Below are 23,980 nucleotides of genomic sequence, written 5' to 3'. Positions count from 1 at the left end.
TCAGGGTTTTTGCAAATGCACGTAGGTCTCGTTGTACCGCGCAGCGAGGTGCTCACCGGCTTTGATCATCCGGTCAGCGCCTTCAGGTGCTACATTGGTATCGTAAGCCGGATTAAAGAATAGCGGCACCGAGATACGCTCGTCATTCCCGCCCACGACCCGATGCGGGGTCGCGCGCACCAGACCGTCGCTCCAAAATTCCATCATCTCACCGAAATTAATGATAAATTCACCGGGAGCTGCGGAAAGCGGAATCCACCCCCCACCACGTTTGCGGACCTCCAGACCCGGCGACCCGTCTGTCGCCAGAAGGGTCAGGCAGCCGTAATCCGTATGGGTGGCAATTCCGAAATCCTTTGAACCTGCCCAAGCCGGACGCGCGGGATAATAATTGCCGCGCAAAAGCGCCATCGGAGCGTCGAATGCACCCTCAAATACCTCAGCAGACAGGTCAACGGCCCGCGCGACGCCGCGCAGCACATCCATCGCGACAGCGCAGGCATCAGTATAGTACTGCCGGATCACAGCTTCGAATTCCGGCGGATTGGAGGGCCAGCAATTTGGCGCATAAAACGGCTCGGACAGGCGCGGATCGCCGTCCGGCAGCGTCAGGCCCGCGTCGAAGAATTGTTTATAATCAGGATTCGCATCAGGATCGACCTGTTCCGATCCCGCAGCCCCCCAGCCACGGTTTGATCCGGTCTTTGCCATGTCACAATTTGATTTTTCGGCCTCCGGCAGTTTGAAAAAGCTCCGGTAGGTCTCGATCACAGCGCTTACGCGCTTCGCATCCAAGGCCGTATTATGCACCTTGGCAAAGCCCACATCCGTTGCGGCCTTATGCATGCCCGCTACTGCATCGGCGTCGCCTGCGGCCAGCTGTGCAAGGTCAATTCGGGGAATCATCGAGGCGTCCTTTCGCATTGATCTGTGCCGTGCCTACCAGCAACATCCCCCACGCTAAAGGGCCGACCGCCACAGCGTTGCCTCACCCCATGCGTGGTGCTAGGTCTTGCATGAAAATGGGAAAGGATGACGATGCGCCGTAAAATCGCTGCTGGAAACTGGAAGATGAATGGCACCGCTGCCGCCTTGTCAGAAGTGACCGCAATGGGAGAGAACCTCCCGCCTGCCCCGCCCACCGTTGTGATCTGCCCCCCCGCTCCGCTTTTGTCGCAAGCCTGTGTCGTGTCGATGCCATTCGGCATTCAGATCGGCGGACAGGACTGTCATGCCGAAGCTTCCGGTGCTTTCACAGGTGATACATCCGCAGCAATGGTGGCAGACAGCGGTGCGACTTATGTGATCGTGGGCCACTCGGAGCGCCGAGATGCGTATCGCGAGACCGATGCTGACGTCGCTGCCAAAGCGCAGGCCGCATGGACCGCTGGCCTTACCGCGATTGTCTGTGTCGGTGAGGATCTTGAACAGCGTACATCGGGCAAAACACTTGATGTAATCAAGGCGCAACTCTCCGGCTCTGTGCCCGATGGCGCAAGTGATGATACCCTCGTCGTCGCCTATGAGCCTGTTTGGGCAATTGGCACTGGTAAGGTGCCGGAGCTTGCCCAGATCGAAGAGGTACACGATTTCATCCGCGCGGAACTGACCAGCCGTTTCGGTGCCGAGACCTCTGACAGGATTTCGCTGCTCTATGGCGGTTCCGTCAAAGCGGAAAATGCCGCAACGATCTTTCAGGCGGCAAATGTAGATGGCGCACTCGTGGGCGGTGCATCGCTCAAGGCCGCAGATTTCAGCCCGATTATTGCAGCACTGGCTGCGAGCTGACCCAAGAAACTTCTGAATGAAAGAGGGCGGCGCATCGGTTGGATGCGCCGCCCTTTCACATTCCTGAGGCAGTAACGTTATTTCGTGATGATCTCCGGCCCCATCATCATTGTCGGCAACCATGTGCTGAGGATCGGGATGTAAGTCACCATGATCAGGAAGACAAAGAGCACAGCAAGGAAGGGCAGCGCCGCCTTGACCACGTTCATCATCGGCATGTTCGCCACGCCCGACGTCACGAACAGGTTGAGCCCCACCGGCGGCGTGATCATCCCGATCTCCATGTTCACCACCATGATGATGCCAAGGTGGATGGGGTCGATCCCCAGTTCGATCGCAATCGGGAACACCAGCGGTGCCACAATGACGAGCAGACCTGACGGCTCCATGAATTGTCCACCGATCAGCAGGATGATGTTGACGATGACCAGAAACATGATGGGTCCAAAGCCCGCATCGAGCATGGCTGCCGAAATCTGTTGCGGGATCTGCTCGTCCGTCAAAACGTGCTTGAGGATCAGCGCATTCGCGATGATGAACATCAGCGTCACGGTCAGCTTGCCGGCCTCAAACAGCGTATTGCGGGTGTCGCGGTGGAAGAACACTGTGACCAGCGCCAGTGGTTTTTTCAGGAGCGAGATATTGTTCCCGTCGCCATCCACGTGCAGCGGCCCCATATCACGGTAGACAAAGCTCGCGATGAAGAACGCATAGACGGCCGCGACCGCAGCCGCTTCGGTCGGAGTAAAGATACCGCCATAGATGCCGCCCAGAATGATTACGATCAGGAACAGGCCCCAGCCCGCCTCAAGACCACTGCGGCGCACCTCGCCCCAACCTTGCCAATCACCTTTCGGCAAGTTGCGCACCTTGGCGATGATGTAGATCGTCAGCATCAGCATGAAGCCCGCCAGCAGACCCGGGATCACGCCCGCAAGGAACATCCGACCAACAGATACATCTGTGGCAGATGCATAGACCACCATCACGATGGAGGGCGGGATCAGGATGCCAAGTGTTCCCGCAACCGCAATGACACCGGCGGCGAAGTCTTTGGTATAGCCGACTTCACGCATACCGACGATGACGATGGAGCCGATGGCCACAACCGTTGCAGGCGACGATCCGCTAAGTGCAGCAAAAAGCATACAGGCAAAGACGCCCGCAATCGCCAGACCACCAGGCAAGTGCCCCACCAGCGCAATAGAGAAGCGAATGATCCGCCGCGCCACACCGCCCGTAGACATGAAGCTTGAGGCAAGAATAAAGAACGGGATCGCAAGGAGCGTGTAGTGCCCTGCCATCGCCTGAAACAAGGTCTGCGCAATCGACGCCATTGAGGTATCGGACAGGACAAGCAGAAACATGATCGACGAAAGGCCCAGCGACACAGCAATCGGCACGCCGATCAGCATGAGGCCGACAACCATCGCGAATAGAACAATAACTTCCATGGTCTTAGTTCTCCGCGTTCAGGTGCTGGACATCTTTGATGTCGTCTTCGGCCTCGTGGCTCACGATCATGCTGTCTTGTGTGCCGCGGATCACCCGCAGAGTGGCCTGAATGAACCGAAAGACCAGCAGCGCCATACCGAAAGGCAGCATCGCATAGGGGATGAAGCGCGGCAGCTTCTCATAGGCTTCGCCCTCGTTCATGATCGGCTCGATCCAGCGCAGAAATTCTGGGAAGGGTATATCGATCACCTCGTACCAGGCCTGATCACGCGTCGGCAGGAAACCGGTAGGGAACCAGCGGCCCGATGTGACATCCAGCCCTGCGAAAGGTGCCCAATAATCCCAAGCCCCCTTCAGCAGCATCACGGCATATAGAATACAGATCAAACCGACGAACACAGCCAGCATTCGCCGCGTGCCGCCGGAGAAAAGGTTGATAACGGCATCCACCCCAAGGTGCGCCTTGACCTTAACGGCGTAAGAAACACCGAAAAGCACAAGCCAGGCGAACAGAAACGTAACTGCCTCAAGGCCCCAGATCAGGCCGGTGTTAAAGCCGTAACGCAGGACCACGTTGATAAAGGTAATGATCGTCATCAGACCAAGGATGATGGCGATGAAAGTCTCTTCAAGCTCATTTACAAACCGCCCCAGTGGGGTGGCCGCAACATATGCATGGGACATAGGGGCGCTCCTTTGCGCAGGAGGAATGCGAGGGCTGGCGCGCGCAATATGGGCACGCGCCAGCGCAGTGTCACCTTGCCCGGCGTATCGCGGGACAAGGAGGGATCACCGGATCAATGCTTGGCGTTGATCGCCTGAGCCGCGTCGATGTTCTCCTGACCGACGTCACCCTTGAACTCTTCCCAAACGGGCTTCATCGCAGAGACCCACTGCTCACGACCAGCGGCGTCCAGTTCACGCACAACGCCACCGGCTTCTATGATCGCGGCCTTCGCATCTGCGTTCACCTTAGACGATTCAGCGTTACGCGTTTCGGTCACTTCGCTGACAATGGTCATCAGCTGGTCGCGCACGTCCGCGTCCAGTGAATCGACCCAGTCAACAGATGTGACCAGCATGTAGTCGATGATACCGTGGTTGGTTTCGGTGATGCCGTCCTGCACTTCAAAGAACTTCTGGCCATAAATGTTGGACCATGTGTTCTCTTGACCGTCGACAACGCCCGTTTGCAGAGCACCGTACACTTCGGAGAATGCCATCGGCTGGGGTGAGCCGCCCATCGCCGCCATCTGAGCCTTGAGCACGTCAGAGTTCTGGACGCGGAATTTCAGGCCATCGGCATCTGTTGGCAGGTTCAGCGGCTTGTTGGCCGACATCTGCTTCATGCCGTTGTGCCAGAACGCGAGGCCCAAAAGTCCACGACGCGTCATGCTTTCTTTCATCGCCTGACCGGTTTCAGAGTTCTGGAACTCGTCCACTGCGTTGATGTTCTTGAACATGAACGGCAGATCAAAGATGCGGAATTGCTTGGTGAACTGCTCGAACTTGGAAAGCGAAGGTGCGGCCAGCTGGACGTCACCCTGCAACAGCGCCTCGAGCACCTGATCATCGTTATAAAGCGTGGAGTTCGGGAAAACCTCAAGGCAGGCTTTGCCGTTCATCTCGTCATTGACGCGCTGTTGCAGCAGGGATGCGGCGATGCCTTTGGGGTGTTTGTCAGTGTTCGTTACGTGGCTGAACTTGATGACGATTTCGCCATCATCACAGGCCGCAGCAACAGCGCCAGCGGATACGGACAGGGCCAATGCGGCCATGGTCAGGAATTTCATGGTGTCTCCTCCCAGAGATATAGAATCGTTGTTTGGCAGACATTCGCCTGCTCTGCCGTCATAAGGACGAAGATCGCGATTCCTCACAAGACTGTGACAGCGAAGGGAAAGTTTCGACGTTTTGCCATTAAAAAACAGAGCTGTAGCTCTCTTAGTTAATCTTTCAGGAGTTGCGCGACATAAAGCCTGTGCGAAATATCGCACAACGAAAGCCGCCCATGTGCGGAAATCCGCACACCGATCAGGGGCGGAAGCTCTCTGCTCGAATACCGTAGCGTGCCAGCTTGTCATAGAATGTCTTACGCGGCAGCTTGAGCGCCTCCGCCGCAGTAGTGGCCTGTCCACCGGATCGGCGCAGCGCCGCTTCCAAGAGTGACTTTTCCACCATCGACATCTGCTCAGTAAGGCCAAGTGCAGCGTCGGGGACAGCATCTTCGGGCATGCCCATGACAAAGCGCATCGCCGCAGACATGAGCGCACGGGCGTTTCCCGGCCAGTCCCGCGCCATGAGGCCTGCAATCACATCTGCCGTCACCTCGGGGACCTCAAGGCCTGCCTGCTCTGCCGCCTGAGCCGTGTAGCGGCGAAACAGATCAGGGATGTCTTCGGGCCGCTCTGCCAGTGACGGGATGCGGATGCTGAGCGTCTCCAGACTGTAATAGAGGTCTGCGTTAAACCGGCCGTTCTGCACGTCTGCCACCAGATCGCGCGTATTGCCGGCCATCAGGCACACATCGCGCACACCTTCGTCTGCTTCGCTTAAGGTAAGCTGCAATTGAGCAGGAAGTTGGGAAATTTCATCCAGGAACAGGCTGCCGCCCCGCGCCTCTTCCAGCGCCGACGCCAGACTGTCGGCCGTCATACCGCCAGCCGCCCGTTTTACGAATGGTGCCTTTGATCGCGTGGTACAAAGATGCACAACCTCCGCCACCTTTGATATGCCGGACCCCGCAGCGCCCGTAATAAGCGCATCGCCCTCAGCCTGCGCTACCAGCCGGATTTGCCGGCGCAACCCTTCGGCCAGATCGGACGTTCCAAAGATCATTCGTGCTGGCGGATCGCCGGTCTCTACCATCTGACGCAGGCGCCGGTTGTCTTGAACAATTGCCCGCGTCCGCAAAGCACGTTCCAGAACGGCAACCAGATCGGCAGGCGCGCAGGGTTTCTCCAGAAAGCCGAAGGCACCCTGCCCCATTGCGGACACAGCCATGGGGATGTCCCCCTCGCCCGTCAGCAGGATCACAGGCAGATCAGGGTCCTGACCATGGGCATACTCCAGCAAGTGAAAGCCATCGCGCCCCGGCATCCGCATGTCCGACAGGATCACACCGGCGAAATCCGGTGTGATGCGGTCTTTGGCGGCAACAAATGATCCCGCTGAAATCACTGTCATCTCTGCCAGCTCCAACGATTGCGCCAGCGCCTCACGCACTGCGGCATCATCATCCACAAGCAAAACAGTTCGGCTCATGCTGCAACCTCCGCAGGCATCGCGGTTTCAAGCGTGACGGTGAACACAGCGCCGCCATCGTGGGCATTCGTACCTTTGATCTGTCCACCAAAACTCTGCACGATACCATAGCTGATCGACAGCCCCAGCCCCATGCCGCTTGTCTCTCCGACTTTCTTTGTGGTGTAGAACGGGTCAAACACCTTATCAGGCATCTCAATCCCTGGTCCGCTATCGGCAAAGTGTACTGTCACGTTTTCTGACTGCTCAACACTGATATGAAGCACCTTTTGCGGGCTTTGCGCCATGGCGTCGACCGCATTGGTGATCAAATTTACAAAAACCTGTCCCAAACGTACTTCGCCGCCGCGCACCAATACGCTTTTTGGCAAAGGCTGCCAAATCAACTCGACGCCAGCGGCCTCCCTGTGTCCGCGGGTCAAGTCCATCGCCGTCTGCAATACACCAGCAAGGTCGATGCGGTCTTGCGCGATTTCCTCCTGACGGGCAAAGGCCCGCAGGTTCTGGATAATCCGCGCCATCCGCTGCGACATTTGTGAAATCCGCGTGAGGTTCTCTCCCACCCGATCCTCCTTGCCACGTTCAAGAAACTGCACAGCGTTTTCCGCAAATGACCGAATTGCCATCAGGGGCTGGTTCAGCTCGTGACTGATGCCCGCCGACATCTGCCCCAACGCGCTCAGCTTGCCTGCCTGAACCAAATCGTCCTGTGCACGCCGCAAGGCCGCCTGTGCCTCCTCGCGCTCCGCCGCCTCTGCCATCAGTTTTGCGTTGGTCTCGCTCAGAGCAACGGTCCGCTTTGCGACCCGCTGCTCCAACCGTGCATTTGCTGCTGTCAGTGTTCTTCGACGTTCGGAAGCGAAAAACAGGAGCGAGCCAAAAGCAAGGCAGAGCGCAGCCACGGCAGCGGCTTGTGCAAAAGCCAACGCGCGGGTTTGCGTCACATCAAGCAGAACTTCTCCGGTCATGCCGATTACGGGCAAGTCGCGGGTCATGTGCAAGGCCTCTCCCGGCAGGTAAGGTCCCCAGCCAAGGTTCCAAATTTCGTGGCGTCCGACCATATGAGACGAGAATGCAGGCGCGTCCCCTTGCGGTGGAATCAGCCCGGCGGCACCTTCGGGCCGCTTCCAGAACAAAAGCTCTGACCTGTTAGCGATATAGACCTCGCCGCTTGTGTCGGTAAAGAACGCAGCCGGATTGGTGCCGCGCCAATTATAGTCGATCCCGTTGAGGTCGGTGATCACAACAACCGCGCCCTGCACGCGCCCGCCTTCGCCGAACACCGGTGCTGCGTGAAAGAACGCCCGTTTCGTCAACGGCTCTGCGGGTCCATGTCCCCACCCCAACGCACCACGCAGCGCCCGCTCTACAAGTGGGAACCCACCCAAATCGCGCGGCGCACTATCAGAGGCCGATACCGCGATGCGTCCGTCCGACGACAAAACCAATACGTCCAACGCAGCTGATTTGTCCGCCACATCCAATAGCAAATCGCGCGCCCCCTCGCCCGCCCCGCGGCGCGCCGCAAGCCGGACCACAGGGTGATCCGACATAAGGACGGCAAGGTCGCGGTACCGCTGCAATTGCCCCACCAACCGGTCCCCCGCCAGTGCCAGATCCGCATCGCCACGCGCGGCCAGCAAATCAAGTCCTGTGTGATAGGCATACCGCCAGACGCCACCGGCAAGGATCACCACAATCCCAAGAAAGGCCAGCACAAGTGTGCCGCGTTGTCGAACTTCTCGTGTCATAGGGTCAGAGTGCCTGACCGCTCTTGCCTTGGCCAGAGCCTTTGGGTTTGGATGCGCCATGCACCACTTATCGCTCTCACCTCTCGACCCCGATTTTGTACAGGACCCCTACACCGCCTACGCACGGGCCCGCGCGGTTGGACCCGTTGGCTGGTGGGAAGACTACGGCATGCTGGCGGTCTTTGACGCCGCCACGGTTCAGGCGTTGTTGCGCGACCGGCGGTTGGGGCGCGCAAAACCCGCCTCTGCAACCACGCCGGTCCCCGATCATCTGCGCAACTGGGCAAAGGTTGAAGCGGCCTCGATGCTCGACATGGAGCCGCCCCATCATACCCGCCTCCGGTCTTTGGTTGTCAGAGCGTTCACCTCGCGCCGCATCGCAGGTCTGACGCCGGACATCGAAGCGGTCACAGCAGAACTTCTCGACACGTTGCCTGACAGCCCCTTCGATCTGATCCCCGCTTTCTGCACGCAATTGCCGGTGCGCATTATCGCACGTCTTCTGGGTGTGCCCGAAGAGATGTCCGACGATTTGCTGGCTTGGTCGAACGCTATGGTCGCCATGTATCAAGCAGGCCGCACACGCACCACAGAAGAAGCAGCCAATGCCGCGAGCAAGGCTTTCACCATGTTCCTGGAAAGCTACATCGACGCGCGGCGAAATGATCCGCGTGACGATCTGATTACCGAATTAATCAGCGCAGAACAGGATGGCGAAAAGCTCTCGACCGATGAACTGATTGGCACCTGCATTCTGCTATTGAATGCAGGGCATGAGGCGACGGTACACAGCCTTGGGAACACGGTGAAATGTCTGTTGGAGCATGGGACACCCGCCGCAGCACTTGCCCCCGACAGGATCGCCGCAACAGTGGAAGAGCTGTTGCGCTATGACCCGCCGCTCCACATGTTCACGCGTTTCGCCAAAGAGAACATTGATTTCGGCAGCTTCTCCTTGGCCAAAGATCAGGAAATCGCGCTCATCCTCGGGGCGGCGGGCCGCGATCCGGCTTTGTATGACACCCCCGACAGGTTTGAGCCTGCGCGCCAGCCCAATCCCCACGCGGCCTTCGGCGGCGGTATCCATTTTTGCGTCGGTGCCCCGCTGGCACGGCTTGAGCTTCAAACAGCCCTGCCCGCGCTTTTTGCGCGACTGCCTAATATGACCCTTGCTGCCGCACCACAGTACGCCGACAGCTACCACTTTCACAAACTCGACCGGCTGATGATCGACCCGCGAAGCTGAGCGGGGTCAAGGATCGCAAGGCGACCAATCTCTGATTAGCTTGTCCTTGAGGCCGCTCGGTTTTGCATGAAAACTCGGTGAAGGTCGTTCAGGACGCACTGCGCCCTGAACACCGTCTCAGCAAAAAAACGAACCGCCGCACCAACCGCGCTGACATCACGTCATGGGCTCACGTATCCCATACGCACCTTAAAAAGTAATCGCGCCTAAGCGCGGCCTTCGGATCACTCCATCACAGCGGGAGCATGACCGTCGACTTGATTTCCTCCATCGACAGGAGCGCTGTCACGTTGTGTACACGCACCTCGGAAATAAGCGCCTGATAGAAGACATCATAAGCACGTGCATTCGCAACACGCACCTTGAGGATATAGTCGATGTCGCCCGCCAGCCGGTGCGCTTCTTGCACTTCTGCACGGTCCTGCAACGCCTTGAGAAAACGAGCCTGCCAGTCCGCGTCATGCTCTGAGGTGCGGATCAGGACAAAGAAACACGCCTCAAACCCCAAGGCTTCGGCATCAAGCATCACAGTCTGCTGACCGATCACCCCTGCCTCTTTTAACTTACGAATCCGGTTCCACACCGGCGTCTTGGAGGAGCCTACCTGCTTGGCAATTTCATCCAGCGATTGACTGGCATCACGCTGCAGCTCCGCCAGAATTTTCCGATCCGTCTCGTCAATCCGGACATTCATTTCGCTTTCCCCCTCTCTCCTGGGTCAATAGTTCTAGCTCGCAGCACATCGGGAACAAACGTCCTTATCTGGCAAGTCTACTGGCGCAATATCGGAATAATTTCCTATATACAAGGTCACGCCAACGCTTACGGAGCACGCACGCTATGGATCACTTTCCCATCTTCCTCGCCACCGCAGGACGGCGCATCGTGGTCAGTGGCGGCGGCGATGCAGCACTCTCAAAGCTGCGCATCCTGATGAAATCCTCTGCGCGCATCACCGTGTTTGCAGCGCATCCAGCGACCGAGATCACAACATGGGCCGCTACAGGCAAGCTCACACTTGTACGCCGTACCTTCGACCATGGCGATACCATCTGTGCTGCGCTGTTTTACGGTGCGAACGAAGACGATGCTGAAGACAAGCGCACAGCCGCGATTGCACGTGCAGAAGGCGCATTGGTGAATATCGTCGACAATCTGGGCGACAGCCAGTTCATCACACCTGCCATCGTTGACCGTGATCCTGTCACCATCGCGATTGGCACCGAAGGCGCAGCGCCTGTCCTCGCACGTGCCATTAAGGCGGATCTCGAAGAGCGTTTGCCGCAGTCATTGGGCACACTGGCGCGGATCGGCAAAGCCTTTCGCACGGCGTCCTACGCGCTGCCATTCGGACGTGCCCGCCGCGATTTCTGGCGGGACTATTACTTTAATTCCGGCCCGAAGGCGATGACAGAGGGCGAAGAACATGTGCGCCCCGCGCTCGACGCTCTGCTCGAGAGCCACAAGACCAGAACCGCCCGTGACGGCCACGTGGCATTCGTCGGCGGCGGTCCGGGTGATCCCGAACTGCTTACACTGAAAGCCCGTCGCGCATTGGATGAGGCAGACGTGGTAATCTACGACCGCCTGATTTCCCCCGAAATTCTGGAACTGGCACGGCGCGAAGCGGTGATGATTGACGTTGGCAAAGAAGGCTTTGGCCCGTCTACAAGCCAGGAGACTATCAATGCGCTGCTGGTTGAGCATGCCCAGACAGGTGCGCAGATTGTTCGGCTGAAATCCGGCGACGCCACGGTGTTCGGGCGGCTGGACGAGGAAATCGAAGCCATCGACGTGCATGGGATCGGCTGGCATATCGTGCCGGGCATCACTGCGGCTTCTGCAGCAGTTGCCTCTATCGGTCAGTCACTCACCCGCCGTGGCCGCAATGCCTCCGTTCGTTTTCTTACCGGCCACGACATGAAAGGCTTTGCAGATCATGACTGGGCGCAGCTTGCCCGACAGGGCGAAGTCGCAGCCATCTATATGGGCAAGAAGTCAGCCCGCTTTGTGCAAGGCCGTCTTCTGATGCACGGCGCAGACAGAGCAACACCCGTCACCGTAATCGAGAACGCATCCCGCCCCGAGCAACGCGTCCTTGAAACGACGCTCAACCGGATGGCGGAAGATCTTGCAGAGGCAAACATGACCGGCCCAGCCCTTACTCTTTACGGTCTTGCGCCACGTGCAGCCCTACAAACAGTCACGGAAATTCCGCTTGAGGAGATGGCATAATGCCCAAGCCTTTTACCCCCAAAGTTGTCACTGCCAACGCTCTTCTTGAAGGCGATGTCATCTATCTGAGTGCCGATGGCTGGACCCGCGATTTGTCGCAGGCCGATGTTCTGACCGACGAGGCAGACGCCGATCTGCGGTTGATTGAGGCTTCCGCGCAGGTCGACACTGTCGTTGGTGTCTATCTGGCCGATGTCGATGTTCAGGATGGTGTTCCTGTGCCGGTCCATTTCCGCGAGGCATTTCGTGCCAAAGGCCCGTCCAACTACATTCATGGCAAACAAGAAGCCCCCCAGCAGGAGCAACTCTGATGTACCACTATACAGATTTCGATGACGCGTTCCTCAAAGAGCGCAACGCACAATTCCGCGCTCAGGTCGAGCGCCGCATTGACGGTTCGCTGACAGAAGACGAGTTCAAACCTTTGCGTCTGATGAACGGTCTCTATCTGCAATTGCACGCCTACATGCTGCGTGTGGCGATCCCGTATGGCACGCTCAACAGCCGCCAGATGGAAAAGCTTGCGGATATCGCGGACAGGTGGGACAAGGGCTATGGCCATTTCACGACACGCCAGAACATCCAGTATAACTGGCCGGAGCTGCGCGATGTGCCGGATATGCTTGATGCGTTGGCCGAAGTGAACATGCACGCAATCCAGACGTCCGGAAACACAATCCGCAACGTCACTGCCGACCATTTTGCCGGTGCTGCTGCCGATGAGGTCGCCGACCCGCGGCCCGTTGCAGAGCTGATCCGCCAGTGGTCCACGGACCACCCCGAATTCCAGTTCCTGCCCCGCAAGTTCAAGGTCGCGGTCACAGGGGCGGCAGCAGACCGAGCGGTAATCAAAGCGCATGATATCGGTCTGCAAATTGTCGAAAAGGACGGTACACTCGGCTTCAAGGTGATTGTCGGCGGCGGCCTTGGTCGCACGCCCATGATCGGCAAGGTGCTTTATGAGTTCGTCAGCCAGGAGGACCTGCTGCCCACGCTTGAAGCCATCGTCAGCGTCTATAACCTGCTTGGCCGCCGGGACAACAAATACAAGGCACGGATCAAGATCACCGTGCACGAGAACGGCATCGAAGATATTCGTGCCCGTGTCGATTCACGCTACAAACTGATCCGCGAACAGTTTACCGGCATCGACCAGCAGATGCTTGCGCGGATTGAGGCTGACTTTGCCACGCCGACATTCGTGAAAAGCGACGTGACCCCCTACCACTCGACCTATCAGCACGACCCGCTGTTCCGCAGCTGGGCTGACACCAATATCGCGGCGCACAAGAACCCTGATTACGCCATTGTCTCGATTTCGCTGAAAGCGCACGGCAAAACGCCGGGCGATGCGACCTCGCGCCAGATGCGTTTAATGGCACAGCTTGCTAAACGCTACGGCCATGACGAACTGCGCATCAGTCACGAACAGAACGTGATCCTGCCTCATGTGCATAAGGGCGATTTGCCGTCCGTCTATTACGCGCTCAAAGCCGAAGGTCTGGGCACGGCGAACATTGGCTTGATCAGCGACATCATCGCATGCCCCGGCATGGACTATTGCGCGCTTGCGACAGCACGATCCATCCCGATCGCGCAGGAGATTGCTACCCACTTCGACGCGCTCAAGCTTGAGCACGAGGTCGGTCCGCTCAAGATTAAAATCTCGGGCTGCATCAATGCCTGCGGGCACCACCATGTGGGTCATATCGGCATCCTTGGTCTGGACCGTGCCGGCGTTGAAAACTACCAGATCACGCTGGGGGGTGATGGCACGGAAGACGCTCAAATCGGAGAGCGTGCCGGCCCGGGGTTCTCTGCGGATGAAATCATTCCGGCGGTGGAGCGTATCGTGATGGCCTATCTTGATTTGCGCGACAGCCCGGCAGAGACGTTCCTGAACACATACCGTCGCCTCGGCCTCGCGCCGTTCAAAGCGGCGCTCTATCCGGAAGCGGCAGCAAATGCCGCTTGATACGCCGCCACTTCACCCGTTGGGGCCTGCTTCTGCACCGTCCGAAGCATCGGGCGGGCCACAGGCGTCAACGGTGGCACGCCTTAACGTGCAGATGCGCCATCACGCGGCGCATGATGTGATGCGTGCAGCGGTTGGCGCGGTGCCAAACCTTGCGTTGGTGTCCAGCTTTGGGGCGGAATCCGTGGCGTTGCTGCACCTTGCAGCGCGTGTGAAAAAGGACCTTCCGGTTCTCTTTATCGACACAGAGATGCTGTTTCCTGAAACGCTGGCCTATCAGCGGGACGTTGCGCGCAAGCTGGGATTGACCAAGATTACCGTTATCCGTGCCGCTGACATCGCGGCGGCTGATCCCGATGGCACGCTCCACCGGACTGATCCTGACGCCTGCTGCGCGCTGCGCAAAACGGTGCCCCTTCAGGCAGCGCTGAAAAACTTTGACGGGTGGATCACCGGACGCAAGCGTTTCCAGTCCGGCACAAGGGCGCAGCTGCCACACTTCGAGACTGAGGAGCCCGAAGAAGGCGGCACATCGCGGGTAAAGGTAAATCCACTGGCGTTTTGGTCGGCGCAGGATGTGGCCGATTACATCGAGGAAAACAATCTACCGCGTCATCCGTTGGTTGCCCGCGGGTACCCTTCCATCGGTTGCGCACCCTGCACATCGCAGGTCGCCCCCGGAGAGGACCCTCGCGCGGGTCGCTGGCGCGACCAACCCAAAGACGAATGCGGCATTCATTTCGTAAACGGCAAAGCCGTCCGCTCAGGAGCATCATCATGACACAACTTATCACCGACGCAGGCTTTGTCGCCGACGACTGGACCGAAGGCTACTGCACCACTGAAGCGGCCAATGACTGCCGCTCACGCCACTTTGGCTCCGATACCCATCCGGAAGATATCGACCTTAGCGGTACGCTCGAGATGATCCGCATCGACTTTCCCTCTTCTGCGGATGGACGTGGCTTTACCATTGCCCGCGCTTTGCGTTTGCGCGGCTACACCGGACGCCTTCGTGCATATGGCCATATCATTGCGGACCAATATGCCATGGCACGCCGTTCAGGTTTCGATGAGGTCGAAGTCACGGACGAGATCGCGGCCCGTCAGCCATCCGAGCAGTGGCTCGCCCGCGCCGACTGGCAAGCGCACAACTACCAGTCCCGCCTGCGCGGCTGACCCCTGCGACGCGCAGTCCGATTGCGCGCCCCCTCCCTATCCCATAACAGTAAGGTCGCGAGGACAGCCTCGCGGTAATGAGACATGACAGAGCATTCCCAAGTGAATACACAAACCGCCAAGCCCGTCCCGACCCTGCCCGATGCGCAGACCGTTACTTCCGTAAAGCACTGGACGGACCGGTTGTTTTCTTTCCGCGTGACACGCCCTGCTTCGCTCCGGTTCCGGTCGGGCGAATTTGTGATGATCGGCCTGATGGGTGATCCACATCCGGAGACAGGCAAACAGAAACCACTTTTGCGCGCCTATTCCATCGCTTCTCCTGCTTGGGATGACGAGTTGGAGTTCTATTCCATCAAAGTGCAGGATGGACCGCTGACGTCCAAGCTCCAGCATATCCAGCCCGGTGACGAGATCATTCTGCGCCCCAAACCGGTCGGCACGTTGGTGCATGATGCACTGCTGCCCGGCAAACGCATCTGGTTCTTTGCGACAGGCACCGGCTTTGCGCCCTTCGCATCGCTTCTGCGCGAGCCTGAGACATACGAGAAATTTGACGAGGTAGTCGTAACCCATACGTGCCGCGATGTGGCCGAGCTTGAGTATGGTCGGAAGCTGATCGAAGAGCTGAAAGCGGACGAGATGATGCAGGAGCTGATCGGCGCTGATAACCTTGCCAAAATCCGCTACTATCCCACCACCACACGTGAAGAGAGCCCCAAGATGGGCAGGATCACAACGCTGCTGGAAGACGGTACAGTGTTCAAGGATCTGGGGATCGACGGCATCCAGGTAGACACAGACCGTGCGATGGTCTGCGGGAGCCTCGAGTTCAACAAAGACATTCTGAAAGTGTTGGAAGGGTTCGGTCTTGAGGAAGGCGCGAACTCAGACCCCAAGCATTTCGTGATCGAGAAGGCTTTCGTAGGGTAATACCTTCAGAACCGACGAACGAACCTCTAACGAAAAAGGCCGCGCTCGGATCACCGGACGCGGCCTTTTTGTATTTATGCCTCTGCGCTTAGATGTTGAGCGCTTCGCGGATTTTCTCCAGCGCGGTCTTGAGCAGCTCAGGATCGTTCTGTGCAGCTTCAAGGCCCTTGCTCAGCAAGGATTTCTGCAGTGTGCCAAGCTCTGACTCGTCGATCATGGTGGTGACCTTTTCCAGATCAAAACCATCAACTGTCAGCAACTGGTCAAGCATGGAAGGTGAAACATCAGCAGCTTCTGCAGCCGCTTCTTCCGCCTCGGACGTGGCTTCGGTTGTTGCCTCACCAGCGTCTGTCGCAGCTTCGGTAGTGGCTTCCGCCGCATCAGTAGCTGCTTCAGTGGTCGCCTCTGTCGCGTCACTTGCTGCTTCTGCCGCTGCGTCGCCAGCATCTGACGCGGCCTCGCCTGTAGCTTCAGCTGCATCATTTGCCGCCTCAGTGGTCGCCGTTGCAGCATCTGTGGCTGCTTCGCTTGTCGCCTCAGCTGCATCACTAGCCGCTTCGGTTGTGGCTTCTGCGGCATCGTTAGCCGCATCGGTTGTGGCTTCTGCGGCATCGCTGGCAGCTTCGGTTGTGGCAGCTGCAGCATCGCTGGCAGCTGCGGTTGCCTCTTCGGCTGTTTCAGCCGCTGTGTTTGCAGCGTCAGTCGCGGTGCCGGTCGTCGCTTCAACCGCATCGCCTGCTGCGTCGCTGGCGTTTTCGGCCATGTCAGACGCGGCATCTGTGACGTTTGCTACCGCATCGCTGGCACCTTCGGCCACATCGGTCGCGGTCTCGGTCACAGCGTCAGCTACATCGCTGGCCGCTTCGGAAGCGCTCTCGACTGCATCGCTTGCCATATCCGAAGCATTCTCGGCGATGTTGGCCGCACCTTCAGTGGCGCTTTCGGCAGCATCGGCAATGGCTGTCGCCGCATCATTTGCTGTTTCGCTCACTGCTTCGGCCGCATCACTTGCCGCTTCCGTTGTCGCTTCAACTGCTGCTGCAACGGTTTCTTCTGTCGCGGCAACCGCATTGCCCGCGGCTTCGCTCGCTGCTTCCAGTGCTTCAGGCGCGTTTACAGCATCAGAAGCCTCTGTTGCAATTTCGGTCGGGCTTTTACCGGAATACAGCATATAGCCGCCAATCGCGATAATCGCCGCGATCACGATCCAAATCAGGTTTTTCATTGTCTATCCCCTTATTTTCGCCTGTAACAGCCTCGGACGGGCGTCACATTGCATCAGGTGTCACATGCGCAAACATGCCAAAAGGTGCAAGGGGGAATAATATCAATCGCAAGGCCCTTGGTCCGAATTTAGCGGCTTGAAGAACCCCGTTGCCCCGTCTACTTTATGCAATCGAAACAGCTAGAACAATCTAAGGACAACCACCATCGCTCGCAGACCCCATAATGCGCCGCCGCAACGAGACACCGGCCCGCGCGTCAATGAAAACATCCGTTCAAATGAAATCCGCCTGATTGGCGCCGATGGCGAAAACGTCGGTGTCGTGACACCGGCCCGTGCCATGGTAATGGCAGAAGAAGCCGGTCTGGATCTGGTCGAGATTTCGCCAAATGCCAATCCACCTGTCTGCAAGATCATGGATTTCGGCAAGTTCAAATATGAGACGCAGAAGCGTGAAGCCGAAGCGCGCAAAAAGCAGAAGATCATCGAGATCAAAGAGGTCAAGTTCCGTCCGAACACGGACACGAACGACTATGACGTCAAGATGCGCAATGTATTCAAGTTTCTGGAAAACGGCGACAAGGTGAAAGTGACCCTGCGTTTCCGTGGCCGCGAGATGGCCCACCAGAACCTTGGTCGCGAACTGCTGGAACGTGTTGCCGAAGACACCAAAGAGCATGGCCGCGTTGAAAACTTTCCGAAGATGGAAGGTCGCCAGATGGTGATGCTGATCGGACCGCTGCCAAAGTGATCCGGTGACCAGATTATGAAACGGCCCCGCGGTGCGAACCGGCGGGGCCTTTTTAATTCAGCGCAGGAGACTTGTAATATTTCGGACAACTGCGCGCCGGTTGGCGGCTTCGTCAGAAAGCGTCAGAACCTTCAGCGCACTTTCACCATACCCTTGTGTGACCATATTTTCTGGTGGCACATCGAAGTATTCGGTCAACGCCAAAGCCACTGTTTCAGCACGCCGGTCTGAAAGCGCGAGATTGTAACTGGCGCTGCCTACCGCATCTGTGTGCCCTTCTACCAGAATAACAGTGCGCGGATTTTGACGCACAAGATCACTTAACGTGCGGCCGATTTGGGCAAGGCTTCGCGCTTGCTCTGGGCGGATCGCAGCGGAACCGGTCGCAAAACGCACAGCGTCGAGTTCCAGCTCCGGTGCCAATGCGCGGACTTGCTTGATATCACGCACTTGACGGAGCGAGAAACGGCGATCCGTCCCTGCATTCATCTCTGCTTCGAGTGCGGCCCGCAGCGCGTTCTCGTCTTGTGTCCCGACGGTCGCATTGCTTTGCGAGACAACCTGCGGCAGCTCGTTCACAACGACACGCTCTTCTTCAACGAGATCATCGAACAAAACGTACTCGGTCCCGTCTGCGGCAATGTTCACGCGGCGCAGCACCGTACCATCGCGCCCCCGGACCGTCACAACACGTGATCCGTCAGGCTTGTTCACGATTGACCGCGAAGACCCATCTGCAAAGGTTTCTGTCTCTACCTGATCGCCCGGACGACGCAGCAATGCATCATCATCCTTAAGTACACGCAGGTCCCCGTTGGGGTCCTCGACCACAACTCGGTCGCCGGAACGGCTCAGTACTTTGTCGCCGTTCTTGAGTACCGATCCGACCACAACAGCACCAAGACCCAGCAGCAAAGCTTTCTCAAACTTGCTCAGACCGTCGTCGTCATTGTTCTCAGCAGCCTCCTGCGTGCCAGTAACCGCTGTCTCGAATTCCTGATCGGACGAGCGAACCTCGTTTTCTGTCACCTCTTCGGTCACGACTTCGCCATTTCCCTGCCCTTCAGCGGCAGCAGCGGCCGCAGCAGCGGCGGCGTCAAGTTCGGCCTGCCGCTCGGCAGCGCGTGCTTCGCGCAAGGCAGCGCGGTCGGCCTCTGCCTGAACTTCTTCAGCGGCCAGTCGCGCGGCTTCGGCCTCTGCAGCAGCCGCTGCGTTTGCTTCCATTTCTGCGCGCGCTTCGGCGTCTGCGTCAGCCTGCGCTTGGGCTGCCGCCGCCGCTTCAGCCTCAGCCTGCGCGGCTGTATCCGCTTCGGCTTGCGCCGCTGCTGCAGCATCCGCTTCAGCCTGCGCCGCCGCTGCAGCATCCGCCTCAGCCTGTGCCGCCGCAGCTGCATCCGTCTCAGCTTGCGCCGCCGCTGCAGCATCCGCCTCAGCCTGTGCCGCCGCAGCAGCATCCGCCTCGGCTTGCGCGGCAGCTTCGTCTGTTGGCGTGACGAGCACATCCTCTGCCGCGCCGGTTTCCTCTGTTTGCAGCGGACCGCCCGCGGCCTCGATCAAAGCATTCAACTCATCCGCACTTCGGATGATTTCGTTATCGGCCAGACATGGAAACAAAATCTGATCCCCGTCCATTGCGCAGCTGTCAAAGTCCTGCGCCGTCGCATATGTCGGTAACGCCATTGCAATGCTCACGCCGATGGCCGTGCTAGATTTCAAAAGGGTCTTCATATTACTGTCCTCATTGGGAATACCGGAGCCCTAAATCGGGCCGTTGGGATACAACGCATCTAAGGCGCAAGCGTTCCGCTATCCAATATCAACAGCAAAAAGCCGCCCACCGGATGGTGAGCGGCCTTTGATTTCAGAGCGCTTAGGACCTTAACCGATCGCGGCAACAGCTCGCTTGGTCATGACACCAATCAAGTGGGCGCGGTATTCACCGGTACCATGCAAATCGCTGATCATGTCATCCGCATTGACGCTCAACCCTGCCACAACGTCCGCTGCAAAGTTGGACGACAAGGCAGCCTCGGCCTCGGTCCAGCGGAATACACCGTTGTTGGACGCTCCGGTCACAGCCACACGCACACCATCGGCAAACTTTGCGACAAACACTGCAACAAGCGGGAAGCGTGACGCCGGCTGGATCATTTTCTCGTAATGGGCCGCCTGCGGGATCGGGAACTTTACCTCGGTGACGATCTCGCCCTCGTCGAGGGCCGTCTCGAACATGCCTTGGAAATAGTCATCCGCCGATATCTCGCGCTTGTTGGTAACTACCGTGGCACCGCTGCCCAGTACGCCTGCGGGGTAACAGGCTGAAGGGTCGTTGTTGGCCACAGAGCCACCAATTGTACCACGGTTGCGCACCGCCGGATCACCAATACGTGCCGCGAGGCCCGCAAGTGCCGGATAGTGTGATGCGGCTTCTCGCGCCACTGTTGCATGGACGGTGCCGCCGCCAATGCACAGCTTGCCATCGTCCGACATGCACACGCCCTTCATCTCGTCGATGCCGCTGAGCGACACCAACACCGAAGGGGCGGCCAGCCGCGCCTTGAGCGTCGGAATAAGGGTTTGCCCCCCGCTCAGGGGTTGCGCTTCTTCACGGCCCAGTGCCTTGACCGCATCTTGTACGGTGCCGGGCATTTCTACATCAAAGTTATACATCGTCTTTCCTTTCAAAGCTGCCGATCGAGCAGATCGTGCCTCTTCTTTTGAATGTCACGGGCACCGCACCGGTGGCGCGGGCCCTTTGTCCTTAACCGTTCGGTTTTGCGTTGGCGGCCGTCGCACCGGCATGTGCCGCTGTTCCGTCCGTGCCGTTCATCGCCGCCCAAACGCGGGCTGGTGAAACCGGCATGTCGATGTGGCCGATATCCTTACCGCCCGAACGCATTGCATCCAGCACCGCATTCACAACAGCTGGTGGTGATCCGATGGCACCCGCTTCGCCGCACCCTTTGACGCCCAACGGGTTGTGCGTACACGGCGTCTGGCATGAGTGGTCTACATCATACATCGGCAGATCGGACGCTCTTGGCATCGCGTAGTCCATGTAGGATGCGCTCAGCAACTGGCCGTCTTCGTCGTAGGCGCAGTTCTCAAGCAGTGCTTGCCCGATCCCCTGCGCCAGACCGCCATGCACCTGACCGGTCACGATCATCGGGTTGATGATGTTGCCGAAGTCATCCGCAGCCGCGAAACGTTCGATGGTGACCTGACCCGTCTCCGGATCCAGCTCCACCTCACAGGCATAGGCCCCTGACGGATAGGTAAAGTTCGAAGGATCGTAAAACGCCGTCTCTTCCAGACCTGGCTCAATGTCATCCAGCGGATAGTTATGCGGCACATAGGCTGCCAGTGTCACATCACCCCAAGCGACAGATTTATCCGTGCCCGCAACGCTGAACGCACCGTCTTTCAACTCGATATCCCCTTCGGAGGCTTCGAGCAGGTGAGAGGCGATCTTCTTGGCCTTGGCGATGATTTTCTCCGTCGCGCGGACCATGGCCGATCCGCCCACGGCGATCGAACGGGAACCATAAGTCCCCATGCCCATCGGCACTTTGGAGGTATCGCCATGCACAATATCAATCATGCTCTCATCAATGCCGATCATCTCGGCCACCACTTGCGCAAAGGACGTCTCGTGTCCCTGCCCGTGGCTGTGCGAACCGGTCATCACGACCAGACCGCCGGTCGCGTTGACCCGTACCGTGGCGGATTCGTATAGACCCGCACGCGCGCCCAGCTGACCCACAAGGTTTGACGGCGCGATGCCGCAGGCCTCGATGTAGCAATTCACACCAAAACCGCGCAGCTTGCCCTTGGCCTCTGACGCCTTGCGCCGTGCTTCAAAGCCGGACATGTCCGTCATTTCCTCAAGCTTGTCCATCGTCGCGTTGTAATCGCCGGTGTCATATTCCACCGCGACAGGCGTGGCATACGGAAACTCGGTGATAAAGTTCTGACGGCGCAGGGCAATCGGATCGACGCCCAGCTCATGCGCGCATTTATCGACCAACCGCTCTAGCTGGTAAGTCGCTTCGGGGCGGCCCGCACCGCGGTACGCATCCACTGGCACCGTGTTGGTAAAGACAGCTTTGACGTTCACATAGATCAGCGGTGTCTTGTAGTTCCCCGCCATCAGTGTGCCATGCAGCCAAGTCGGGACTGACGGCGCAAAGGTCGACAGATACGCACCCATGTTGGCGTAAGTATCGGTGCGTAGCGCGGTAAAGTTGTTATCCGCATCGAGCGCCATTTCGATTTTGGTCACGTGGTCGCGACCATGCGCATCCGAAATAAACGCCTCCGAGCGGGTCGATGTCCACTTGACCGGGCGGTTGATCGCCTTGGCCGCGAAGGTGCAGAACGCCTCTTCCTGATAGTGAAAAATTTTTGTTCCGAAACCGCCGCCCACATCGGGGGCCACAACACGCAACTTATGCTCCGGAATACCCAGAACAAACGCGCCCATCAAAAGGCGGATGACATGCGGGTTTTGCGAGGTGGTATAAAGCGTGTGCTCTTCATCAGACCGGTTGTAGTCGCCAATCGCGACACGTGGCTCCATCGGGTTTGCCACCAAACGGTTATTGGTCAACTCCAGCGTGGTGACATGTGCCGCATTCTTGAACGCCTCATCGACCGCGCCTTTGTTTTCCTCAACAAAGCCCCAGTCGTAGCATAGGTTGCTGGTCAGATCGTCATGTACCTTGGGCGCGCCTTCCTTGACGGCGTCCTTCATGTCAACAACTGCTGGCAACTCTGCGATGTCGACCTCGATAGCTTCGGCAGCATCGCGGGCCTGTGACAGGCTTTCTGCAACGACGGCGGCAATCGGTTCGCCCACATGGCGCACCTTGCCGTGGGCAAGGACGGGATGGCGAGGTTCCTGCATCGGCTCACCATGTTTGTCGGTCACCTGCCAGCCGCAAGGGATGCTGCCGACGGCTTCGAAATCCGTACCGGTAAAAATTTGGATGACACCGGGCATTGCTGCCGCTGCCGACGTGTCGACCGAGTTCAACGTGCCGTGTGCGATATCAGAGCGCAGGAAATGGACATAGGTCTGTCCGCGCATGTTGATATCATCTGTGTAATTACCGTTGCCGGTCAGAAACCGGACGTCCTCGCGCCGCTTGCTGCTGGCACCAATTCCACCATCTTTTGGCATTATTCTCTCTCCCATCATTGGCACCCGCGAAGGACACCTTACGTTTCTAACGTTGCTTGCAAGGCGCACACTTGGTGCACCCCCGCTCAGCTTTGCTGATGCAGACCAAAGCGCACACCGCGCGGGTCCGTGCATGTCGCAAAGCGGCCGTAGCCCGGGGCATCTGCGATCTCTCCCATTACAGTGCCCCCTGCCGTTTTTACGCGCAGTACCGAAGCTTCAATGTCGTCGACTGACAGATAGGGAACCATGCAAGGCGTACTCTCTTTATGCATGCCCACCTTGCGGGTTCCGTCAGTGAAATATCCACCTTGGCCCCCGTCCATGTCTTCCCAACACCAGCCCATTACCGCCTCGAAAAAAGCGGCGGTGCGGGCCGGATCATCCGTGCCGATTTCAATGAAGTCCGGCGTGCTCACTTATTCAGCGGCAATCGCCGACACATCCTGACCGGATGCGGCCATGATTGCCTTGACGATGTTGTGATAGCCTGTGCAACGGCAGATGTTACCGTCCAGATAGTGCCGCACCTCGGCCTCGCTTGGCTTCGGGTTGTCTTTCAAGAGCGCTGCGGCAGACATCACCATACCCGGCGTGCAGAAACCGCATTGTAGACCGTGATGGTCCTGAAACGCCTGCTGGATCTTGTTGAGCGATCCATCCGCATTGGCCTGCCCTTCGATGGTTGCAACCTCTGCGCCATTCGCCTCGACCGCGAACATGGTGCAAGCCTTCACCGCCTCACCGTTCACATGGACCACACACGCGCCGCATTGGCTTGTGTCGCAGCCGATGTGCGTGCCGGTCAGCTCCAAATCATCGCGCAAGAATTGTGCCAAAAGCGTGCGGCCTTCCACATCGCCTGACATTTCCTTGCCGTTCACGGTCATCTTGACCTGTGTCATAGTACCCTCCCTAGATATCTTTGTTTGGAATGAGTTAAGCACGAGACCCGAGGCTTGAGAACCGCAAAAAACATCTATTGTCGTATATTGC

General features: G+C 58.2%; 22 protein-coding genes. 9 read left to right on the top strand and 13 right to left on the bottom strand.

Annotated features, from left to right (window positions below; genetic code table 11):
* Complete coding sequence (locus tag Z946_RS0101935; protein WP_025054063.1) at positions 1–906, bottom strand: isopenicillin N synthase family dioxygenase; 906 nt, start codon at positions 904–906, stop codon at positions 1–3.
* Between the two features lie 132 nt (positions 907–1,038).
* On the opposite strand from Z946_RS0101935, the gene tpiA reads away from it, so the two are divergent.
* Positions 1,039–1,788, top strand: a complete 750-nt coding sequence (tpiA, locus tag Z946_RS0101930) for a triose-phosphate isomerase (protein ID WP_025054062.1) — start codon at positions 1,039–1,041, stop codon at positions 1,786–1,788.
* Between the two features lie 77 nt (positions 1,789–1,865).
* Here tpiA and Z946_RS0101925 read toward each other — a convergent pair whose 3' ends face one another.
* The 5 genes from Z946_RS0101925 to Z946_RS0101905 all read right to left on the bottom strand — a co-directional run bounded on the left by Z946_RS0101925 (position 1,866) and on the right by Z946_RS0101905 (position 8,258).
* Positions 1,866–3,242 carry a TRAP transporter large permease gene (locus tag Z946_RS0101925; protein WP_025054061.1) on the bottom strand — a complete coding sequence of 459 codons (1,377 nt, stop codon included), beginning with the start codon at positions 3,240–3,242 and terminating at the stop codon, positions 1,866–1,868.
* A gap of 4 nt (positions 3,243–3,246) precedes the next feature.
* The gene (locus Z946_RS0101920; RefSeq protein ID WP_025054060.1) at positions 3,247–3,927 is read right to left on the bottom strand and encodes a TRAP transporter small permease; all 681 of its coding nucleotides are present in this window, start codon (positions 3,925–3,927) and stop codon (positions 3,247–3,249) included.
* A 113-nt stretch (positions 3,928–4,040) separates the two neighbouring features.
* Positions 4,041–5,036, bottom strand: a complete 996-nt coding sequence (locus tag Z946_RS0101915; protein WP_025054059.1) for a DctP family TRAP transporter solute-binding subunit — start codon at positions 5,034–5,036, stop codon at positions 4,041–4,043.
* Between the two features lie 241 nt (positions 5,037–5,277).
* A complete protein-coding gene (locus Z946_RS0101910) occupies positions 5,278–6,507 on the bottom strand; it encodes a sigma-54-dependent transcriptional regulator (protein WP_025054058.1) in 1,230 nt (409 codons plus the stop codon).
* Positions 6,504–8,258, bottom strand: a complete 1,755-nt coding sequence (locus tag Z946_RS0101905; protein ID WP_025054057.1) for a sensor histidine kinase — start codon at positions 8,256–8,258, stop codon at positions 6,504–6,506. The genes Z946_RS0101910 and Z946_RS0101905 overlap by 4 nt, the downstream gene beginning before the upstream one ends.
* Before the next feature lie 58 nt (positions 8,259–8,316).
* Here Z946_RS0101905 and Z946_RS0101900 point away from each other — a divergent pair, with 58 nt between their 5' ends.
* Entirely contained in the window at positions 8,317–9,504 is a 1,188-nt protein-coding gene (locus Z946_RS0101900; RefSeq protein WP_025054056.1) for a cytochrome P450, read from the top strand.
* Positions 9,505–9,736: 232 nt separating this feature from the next.
* Here the strand turns inward: Z946_RS0101900 and Z946_RS0101895 are convergent, their stop codons facing one another.
* Positions 9,737–10,198, bottom strand: coding sequence for an Lrp/AsnC family transcriptional regulator (locus tag Z946_RS0101895; protein ID WP_025054055.1), 462 nt, complete (start codon positions 10,196–10,198; stop codon positions 9,737–9,739).
* 146 nt (positions 10,199–10,344) lie between these two features.
* Here Z946_RS0101895 and cysG point away from each other — a divergent pair, with 146 nt between their 5' ends.
* The 6 genes from cysG (at position 10,345) to Z946_RS0101865 (ending at position 15,826) form a co-directional block, all read left to right on the top strand.
* Positions 10,345–11,739, top strand: coding sequence for a siroheme synthase CysG (cysG, locus tag Z946_RS0101890; protein WP_025054054.1), 1,395 nt, complete (start codon positions 10,345–10,347; stop codon positions 11,737–11,739).
* The gene (locus tag Z946_RS0101885) at positions 11,739–12,050 is read left to right on the top strand and encodes a DUF2849 domain-containing protein (protein ID WP_025054053.1); all 312 of its coding nucleotides are present in this window, start codon (positions 11,739–11,741) and stop codon (positions 12,048–12,050) included. The genes cysG and Z946_RS0101885 overlap by 1 nt, the downstream gene beginning before the upstream one ends.
* Positions 12,050–13,714 (top strand): nitrite/sulfite reductase, encoded by a 1,665-nt coding sequence (locus Z946_RS0101880; RefSeq protein ID WP_025054052.1) that lies wholly within the window; start codon positions 12,050–12,052, stop codon positions 13,712–13,714. The genes Z946_RS0101885 and Z946_RS0101880 overlap by 1 nt, the downstream gene beginning before the upstream one ends.
* Positions 13,704–14,495: a phosphoadenylyl-sulfate reductase gene (locus Z946_RS0101875; protein WP_025054051.1), complete on the top strand. Its 792-nt coding sequence runs from the start codon at positions 13,704–13,706 to the stop codon at positions 14,493–14,495. The genes Z946_RS0101880 and Z946_RS0101875 overlap by 11 nt, the downstream gene beginning before the upstream one ends.
* The gene (locus tag Z946_RS0101870; RefSeq protein WP_025054050.1) at positions 14,492–14,893 is read left to right on the top strand and encodes a DUF934 domain-containing protein; all 402 of its coding nucleotides are present in this window, start codon (positions 14,492–14,494) and stop codon (positions 14,891–14,893) included. Before Z946_RS0101875 ends, Z946_RS0101870 begins: the two co-directional genes overlap by 4 nt.
* Before the next feature lie 84 nt (positions 14,894–14,977).
* A complete protein-coding gene (locus tag Z946_RS0101865; RefSeq protein WP_025054049.1) occupies positions 14,978–15,826 on the top strand; it encodes a ferredoxin--NADP reductase in 849 nt (282 codons plus the stop codon).
* An 88-nt stretch (positions 15,827–15,914) separates the two neighbouring features.
* Here Z946_RS0101865 and Z946_RS0101860 read toward each other — a convergent pair whose 3' ends face one another.
* A complete protein-coding gene (locus Z946_RS0101860; protein WP_025054048.1) occupies positions 15,915–17,051 on the bottom strand; it encodes a hypothetical protein in 1,137 nt (378 codons plus the stop codon).
* A 205-nt stretch (positions 17,052–17,256) separates the two neighbouring features.
* Here Z946_RS0101860 and infC point away from each other — a divergent pair, with 205 nt between their 5' ends.
* Positions 17,257–17,802: a translation initiation factor IF-3 gene (gene infC / locus Z946_RS0101855; protein ID WP_081780755.1), complete on the top strand. Its 546-nt coding sequence runs from the start codon at positions 17,257–17,259 to the stop codon at positions 17,800–17,802.
* A 57-nt stretch (positions 17,803–17,859) separates the two neighbouring features.
* On the opposite strand, the gene Z946_RS21875 is transcribed toward infC, so the two are convergent.
* The 5 genes from Z946_RS21875 to Z946_RS0101830 form a co-directional block, all read right to left on the bottom strand.
* Entirely contained in the window at positions 17,860–19,530 is a 1,671-nt protein-coding gene (locus Z946_RS21875; RefSeq protein WP_025054046.1) for an OmpA family protein, read from the bottom strand.
* A gap of 150 nt (positions 19,531–19,680) precedes the next feature.
* Entirely contained in the window at positions 19,681–20,472 is a 792-nt protein-coding gene (locus Z946_RS0101845) for an FAD binding domain-containing protein (RefSeq protein ID WP_025054045.1), read from the bottom strand.
* Between the two features lie 91 nt (positions 20,473–20,563).
* On the bottom strand, positions 20,564–22,984 hold the full coding sequence (locus tag Z946_RS0101840; protein ID WP_025054044.1) for a xanthine dehydrogenase family protein molybdopterin-binding subunit: 2,421 nt from the start codon (positions 22,982–22,984) through the stop codon (positions 20,564–20,566).
* Positions 22,985–23,070: 86 nt separating this feature from the next.
* Positions 23,071–23,403 (bottom strand): VOC family protein, encoded by a 333-nt coding sequence (locus Z946_RS0101835; RefSeq protein ID WP_025054043.1) that lies wholly within the window; start codon positions 23,401–23,403, stop codon positions 23,071–23,073.
* Positions 23,404–23,889 (bottom strand): (2Fe-2S)-binding protein, encoded by a 486-nt coding sequence (locus Z946_RS0101830; protein WP_025054042.1) that lies wholly within the window; start codon positions 23,887–23,889, stop codon positions 23,404–23,406.
* Positions 23,890–23,980: the final 91 nt, after the last annotated feature.

The organism is Sulfitobacter noctilucicola, from assembly GCF_000622385.1.
GTDB lineage: Bacteria > Pseudomonadota > Alphaproteobacteria > Rhodobacterales > Rhodobacteraceae > Sulfitobacter > Sulfitobacter noctilucicola.
This window is presented reverse-complemented; position numbering and strand designations above follow the sequence as displayed.

Coding starts and splice junctions, on each gene's coding strand:
- Z946_RS0101935 (WP_025054063.1), bottom strand. CDS start 906: ATGATTCCCCGAATTGACCTTGCACAGCTGGCCGCAGGCGACGCCGAT.
- tpiA (WP_025054062.1), top strand. CDS start 1,039: ATGCGCCGTAAAATCGCTGCTGGAAACTGGAAGATGAATGGCACCGCT.
- Z946_RS0101925 (WP_025054061.1), bottom strand. CDS start 3,242: ATGGAAGTTATTGTTCTATTCGCGATGGTTGTCGGCCTCATGCTGATC.
- Z946_RS0101920 (WP_025054060.1), bottom strand. CDS start 3,927: ATGTCCCATGCATATGTTGCGGCCACCCCACTGGGGCGGTTTGTAAAT.
- Z946_RS0101915 (WP_025054059.1), bottom strand. CDS start 5,036: ATGAAATTCCTGACCATGGCCGCATTGGCCCTGTCCGTATCCGCTGGC.
- Z946_RS0101910 (WP_025054058.1), bottom strand. CDS start 6,507: ATGAGCCGAACTGTTTTGCTTGTGGATGATGATGCCGCAGTGCGTGAG.
- Z946_RS0101905 (WP_025054057.1), bottom strand. CDS start 8,258: ATGACACGAGAAGTTCGACAACGCGGCACACTTGTGCTGGCCTTTCTT.
- Z946_RS0101900 (WP_025054056.1), top strand. CDS start 8,317: ATGCACCACTTATCGCTCTCACCTCTCGACCCCGATTTTGTACAGGAC.
- Z946_RS0101895 (WP_025054055.1), bottom strand. CDS start 10,198: ATGAATGTCCGGATTGACGAGACGGATCGGAAAATTCTGGCGGAGCTG.
- cysG (WP_025054054.1), top strand. CDS start 10,345: ATGGATCACTTTCCCATCTTCCTCGCCACCGCAGGACGGCGCATCGTG.
- Z946_RS0101885 (WP_025054053.1), top strand. CDS start 11,739: ATGCCCAAGCCTTTTACCCCCAAAGTTGTCACTGCCAACGCTCTTCTT.
- Z946_RS0101880 (WP_025054052.1), top strand. CDS start 12,050: ATGTACCACTATACAGATTTCGATGACGCGTTCCTCAAAGAGCGCAAC.
- Z946_RS0101875 (WP_025054051.1), top strand. CDS start 13,704: ATGCCGCTTGATACGCCGCCACTTCACCCGTTGGGGCCTGCTTCTGCA.
- Z946_RS0101870 (WP_025054050.1), top strand. CDS start 14,492: ATGACACAACTTATCACCGACGCAGGCTTTGTCGCCGACGACTGGACC.
- Z946_RS0101865 (WP_025054049.1), top strand. CDS start 14,978: ATGACAGAGCATTCCCAAGTGAATACACAAACCGCCAAGCCCGTCCCG.
- Z946_RS0101860 (WP_025054048.1), bottom strand. CDS start 17,051: ATGAAAAACCTGATTTGGATCGTGATCGCGGCGATTATCGCGATTGGC.
- Z946_RS21875 (WP_025054046.1), bottom strand. CDS start 19,530: ATGAAGACCCTTTTGAAATCTAGCACGGCCATCGGCGTGAGCATTGCA.
- Z946_RS0101845 (WP_025054045.1), bottom strand. CDS start 20,472: ATGTATAACTTTGATGTAGAAATGCCCGGCACCGTACAAGATGCGGTC.
- Z946_RS0101840 (WP_025054044.1), bottom strand. CDS start 22,984: ATGCCAAAAGATGGTGGAATTGGTGCCAGCAGCAAGCGGCGCGAGGAC.
- Z946_RS0101830 (WP_025054042.1), bottom strand. CDS start 23,889: ATGACACAGGTCAAGATGACCGTGAACGGCAAGGAAATGTCAGGCGAT.